Source organism: Corynebacterium sp., assembly GCF_012837295.1.
Lineage (GTDB): Bacteria > Actinomycetota > Actinomycetes > Mycobacteriales > Mycobacteriaceae > Corynebacterium.
Map to the genome: position 1 here is coordinate 1 of NZ_DURI01000356.1, position 4818 is coordinate 4818.

At 67.8% G+C, this 4818-nt stretch carries 3 protein-coding genes; 1 reads left to right on the forward strand and 2 read right to left on the reverse strand.

All coding sequences use genetic code 11. From position 1 onward, the window contains the following. Window positions 1–71 precede the first annotated feature (71 nt). Entirely contained in the window at window positions 72–1850 is a 1779-nt protein-coding gene (locus GX015_RS11705; protein ID WP_291345337.1) for an acetyl/propionyl/methylcrotonyl-CoA carboxylase subunit alpha, read from the reverse strand. 471 nt (window positions 1851–2321) lie between these two features. Then, a complete protein-coding gene (locus GX015_RS11710) occupies window positions 2322–3215 on the reverse strand; it encodes a sulfurtransferase (protein ID WP_291345338.1) in 894 nt (297 codons plus the stop codon). 289 nt (window positions 3216–3504) lie between these two features. Here GX015_RS11710 and GX015_RS11715 point away from each other — a divergent pair, with 289 nt between their 5' ends. Further along, window positions 3505–4572 (forward strand): Cj0069 family protein, encoded by a 1068-nt coding sequence (locus GX015_RS11715; protein WP_291345339.1) that lies wholly within the window; start codon window positions 3505–3507, stop codon window positions 4570–4572. Window positions 4573–4818 lie beyond the last annotated feature (246 nt).

Consider the following 4818-nt stretch of genomic DNA (forward strand, 5'->3'; position numbering starts at 1 on the left):
CCCGCCGCACCTTTTCGGTGCGGCGGGGATTGCCGTGGTTCAGCTCCCGCCCGAAGACGGGATGGGGGAGCTTACTTCAGCTCCATCAGGACGTCGCCCTTGCCGACGCCCGCGCCCGCCTCGGTCGCCAGACCGGTGACGGTGCCGGCCTTGTGGGCCTTGACCGGGTTCTCCATCTTCATGGCCTCGAGCACGACCACGGTGTCGCCCTCGGCGACCTCCTGACCCTCCTCGACCTCGACCTTGATGACGGTGCCCTGCATCGGCGCGACCACGGCGTCACCGGAAGCGGCCTTCTTGGCGCCGCCGGCGCGGCGCTTCTTGGCCTTCTTGCGGGCGCCGCCGGCGCCGCCGCCCAGAGCCAGATCGCCCGGCAGGGCGACCTCGACGCGGCGGCCGTCGATCTCGACGGTCACCTTCTGCGACGGCACGGCCTCGTCCTCGTCGACCTCGGAGTCGCCGGCGAACGGCTCGATGGGGTTGTCCCACTCCTCCTCGATCCACTTGGTGTAGACGTCGAACTTCTCGCCGTCGCCGACGAACGCCGGGTTCTCGACGATGTGGCGGTGGAACGGGATGACCGTGGCCAGGCCCTCGACGTTGTACTCGTCCAGGGCGCGGGCGGAGCGGCGCAGGGCCTCATCGCGGTCCTTGCCCCACACGATCAGCTTGGCCAGCATCGAGTCGAACTGGCCGCCGATGACGTCGCCCTCGCGGATGCCGGTGTCCATGCGGACGCCCGGGCCCGAGGGCTCCTCGTACTTGGTGATGGTGCCCGGCGCCGGCATGAAGTTGGAGCCGGCGTCCTCGCCGTTGATGCGGAACTCGAAGGCGTGGCCGTGGAGCTCCGGGTCCTCCTTGAGGGTCAGCTCGCGGCCCTCGGCGATGTTGAACTGCTCGCGGACCAGGTCCAGGCCGGTGATCTCCTCGGTGACCGGGTGCTCGACCTGGAGGCGGGTGTTGACCTCGAGGAACGAGATCAGTCCGTCGGAACCGACCAGGTACTCGACGGTGCCGGCGCCGTAGTAGCCGGCCTCCTTGCAGATGGCCTTCGCGGACTCGCGCAGACGCTGGTCCTGCTCCTCGGTGAGGAACGGGGCCGGGGCCTCCTCGACCAGCTTCTGGAAGCGGCGCTGCAGGGAGCAGTCGCGGGTCGAGGCGACGATGACGTTGCCGTGCTTGTCGGCCAGGACCTGGCACTCGACGTGGCGGGCCTTGTCCAGGTAGCGCTCGACGAAGCACTCGCCGCGGCCGAAGGCGGCGACGGCCTCACGGGTGGCGGACTCGAAGAGGTCCTTGACCTCCGACATCTCGTAGGCGACCTTCATGCCTCGGCCACCGCCGCCGAAGGCGGCCTTGATGGCGATGGGCAGGCCGTACTCCTCGGCGAACGCGACGACCTCGTCGGCGTCCTTGACCGGCTCCTTGGTGCCCGGGGCCATCGGGGCGTCGGCCTGCAGCGCGATGTGGCGCGCGGTGACCTTGTCGCCCAGGGAACGGATCGACTCCGGCGAGGGGCCGATCCAGATCAGGCCGGCGTTCTCGACGGCCTCGGCGAAGTCGCCGTTCTCGGACAGGAAGCCGTAACCCGGGTGGATGGCGTTGGCGCCGGACTTCTTGGCGGCGTCGAGGATCTTGTCGAAGACGAGGTAAGACTCCGCGGACGTCTGGCCGCCCAGCGCGAACGCCTCGTCGGCCATCGTCACGAAGGGCGCGTTAGCATCCGGCTCTGCGTAAACGGCGACCGACGGAATGCCGGCGTCCTTCGCGGCGCGGATGACGCGAACGGCGATCTCGCCACGGTTGGCGACGAGAACCTTCGTGATCTTCTCGGTGGTCTGCTCGGACACGAAACCCTCCTGTTTTCGTGGGCACCGGACGGCTCGTCCGACCGGCGTTTGGTACGACAGTCATCGGGGTCCGACGGTTGCGCACGCCACATGCTCGGGGCACATGTACGGGCTAACACCGTCCAACCCAATACGGCCATTCTGTCACAGGTGGCGGATCCGGCCTTTGTCGGCCCACCCCACCATGGGGCCACCCTGCGAACTTGAACGGCGTTCGACCTCGGTATTCTCGCCCGACAATTGGTTGTCCCGGCCAAAGTTCGCATTTCACCGCACCATGGGCAGGCGAAAGAACCCCCGCCGCGATGCCTCGGCGGGGCGTTCGGGCACGGAATGCGCCCAATCCCGGGGGGATCGCGTCGGGGGTGATGGAAGTACGGGAACGGAAAGCCGGCGGGGGCGCGGGTGGCGTCGTCAAGCAAACGAGACCAACCGGGCCGCGGTCCCGGACCGCCGCCCCGGGCCGTGCGCCTACTTGCCGGGGGCCTGGCCCGGCTCGGCGCCGCGGGCGATGGGCATGCGGATCATGTTGCCCCACTCGACCCAGGATCCGTCGTAATTGCGCACGTTCTCGCGGCCCAGCAGGTGATGGAGCACGAACCACGTGTGCGCCGAACGCTCGCCGATGCGGCAGTAGACGATCGTGTCGCCGTCGGCTTCGACGTCCGAATAGATGGCCTCCAGCTCCTCGCGCGAGCGGAACCGGGAATTCGGGTGCACGGACTGGTTCCACGGGACGTTGACCGCCGTCGGGATGTGACCGCCGCGCAACACGCCCTCCTGCGGGTAATCGACCATGTGCGTGCGGTTGCCCGAGTACTCCTCCGGGGTGCGCACGTCGATGAGGTTGCCCTCTCCCATCAGCTCGCGGGCGTCGGCGGCGTACGCGCGCAGGGTCTCGTCGTCGCGCTCGACGACCGGGTAGTCGGTGCGCGGGTACTCCGGCACCTCGAAGCTGGTGTCGCGCTCCTCCGTCATCCACGCATCGCGGCCGCCGTTGAGCAGGCGCACGTCCGGGTGGCCGAACAACTCGAACACCCACAGCGTGTACGCCGCCCACCAGTTGGACTTGTCGCCGTAGACCACCACGGTGTCATCCCGCGAAATTCCCTTGGACCGCATCAGCTCGGCGAAGGCCTCGGCGTCGACGTAATCGCGCATCGTCGGATCGTTGAGATCGGTGTGCCAGTCGATGCGCACGGCGCCCGGGATGTGCCCGATGTCGTACAGCAGCATGTCCTCGTCGGACTCGACGACGCGCAGGCCGGGCGAGCCCAGCCGGGCGGCCAGCCAATTGCTGGACACCAGTCGCTCGGGGTGCGCGTACTGCTGGAACTGCGGGTGCGGGTCGTGCGGGACCGCCATCATTGCTCCTTCTCCGGGGTGCCGCGCCGGCGAGGTCGGCGAGTTTCGGTACCCCCACCTTACGGCCATTGCCCCCGCGGTCCCCGCACCCGCCCGGAAGTGATCCTTGACCTGCATGAATGGCGCGATCGCGGGGCGGGGGTGAAAGCGACGAAAGTTACCCTTATAGATTCTCAGCCGCAGTTTAAGATTTTTTCGGAACATGCATTCTCACGGCAAGTTCCGGGGCCCCGACCTGCACGGGGATGCGGTGCCGGTGACCCCGGCCCCATGCTTTCGAGGAGCAGAATTGAGCAAGAACATCGTCGTCTTCGAGGTCGAGGGCGGATCCGACAAGTACTTCGACGGCCATCGCCGCGACACCATGCCCATCGTCGAGGCCATCCGGGCCAAGGGCTGGGGCGCCGACGTCGTCTACTACCGCCCCGAGTGGGCCGACGCCCTCTTCGAGCACGTGTCCGCCAACTACGGCGGCTACATCTCGCGCGTGAACCCGGGCAACATCCCCGGCGGCGAGAAGGGCTACTTCGACCTGCTGACCCGCCTTTCGGACGAGGCCGGCCTGGTCGGCATGTCCACGCCGGAGGAAATGATGGCGTACGGCGCGAAGGACGCCCTGGTCAAGCTCAATGACACCGACCTGGTCCCCACCGACACCGCCGCCTACTACGACGTCGAGTCCTTCCACGAGACGTTCCCGAAGTCCCTGTCCTACGGCGAGCGCGTGCTAAAGCAGAACCGCGGCTCCACGGGCTCCGGCATCTGGCGAGTGCAGCTGGAGGACAAGGAGCTTGCCGCCTCCGTCGAGCCGGGCACCGCCCTGCCGCTGGACACGAAGCTCAAGTGCACCGAGGCCGTGGACAACCACACCGAGGTCCGCGAGCTCGGCGACTTCATGGACTTCTGCGACCAGTACATCATCGGCGACAACGGCATGCTGGTGGACATGCGCTTCATGCCGCGCATCGTCGAGGGCGAGGTCCGCGTGCTCATGGTCGGCCCGCACCCGGTGTTCGTGGTGCACAAGAAGCCGGCCGCCGGCGGCGACAACTTCTCCGCCACCCTGTTCTCCGGCGCGAAGTACACGTACGACAAGCCGGAGGATTGGCAGGAGCTCGTCGACATGTTCGCCGAGGCCCGCCCGGTCATCGCGGAGAAGCTCGGCGGCGACAACATCCCGCTGATCTGGACCGCCGACTTCATGCTCGACGACGCCGAGGACGGCGGCGACACCTACGTCCTGGGCGAGATCAACTGCTCCTGCGTCGGCTTCACCTCGGAGCTGGACATGGGCATCCAGGAGATGGTGGCCGACGAGGCCATCAAGCGCGTCACCGAGAAGTTCGCCGACGCCTAATTCCCGGCCGGGCCGTCGTAAAGCATCCGTTTGCTTGACGACGCCCACCCGAACGCCGAGAAGCCCCCGCCACGGTTCATGCCGTGGGCGGGGGCCGCGTCGTGTCGGGGCGCCTGCGGGTGGTGGCGGTGTGCGGATGAGGGGGCCGGACGATCGTCTAGTTGAGACGCTCCTTCGGGCGGAGCTCCTCGTAGCCGTCGCCGGTCCAGGTGAGGAAGTGCTTGTACTGGATGGCATTGGCCATGC

Coding starts and splice junctions, on each gene's coding strand:
- GX015_RS11710 (WP_291345338.1), bottom strand. CDS start 3,215: ATGGCGGTCCCGCACGACCCGCACCCGCAGTTCCAGCAGTACGCGCAC.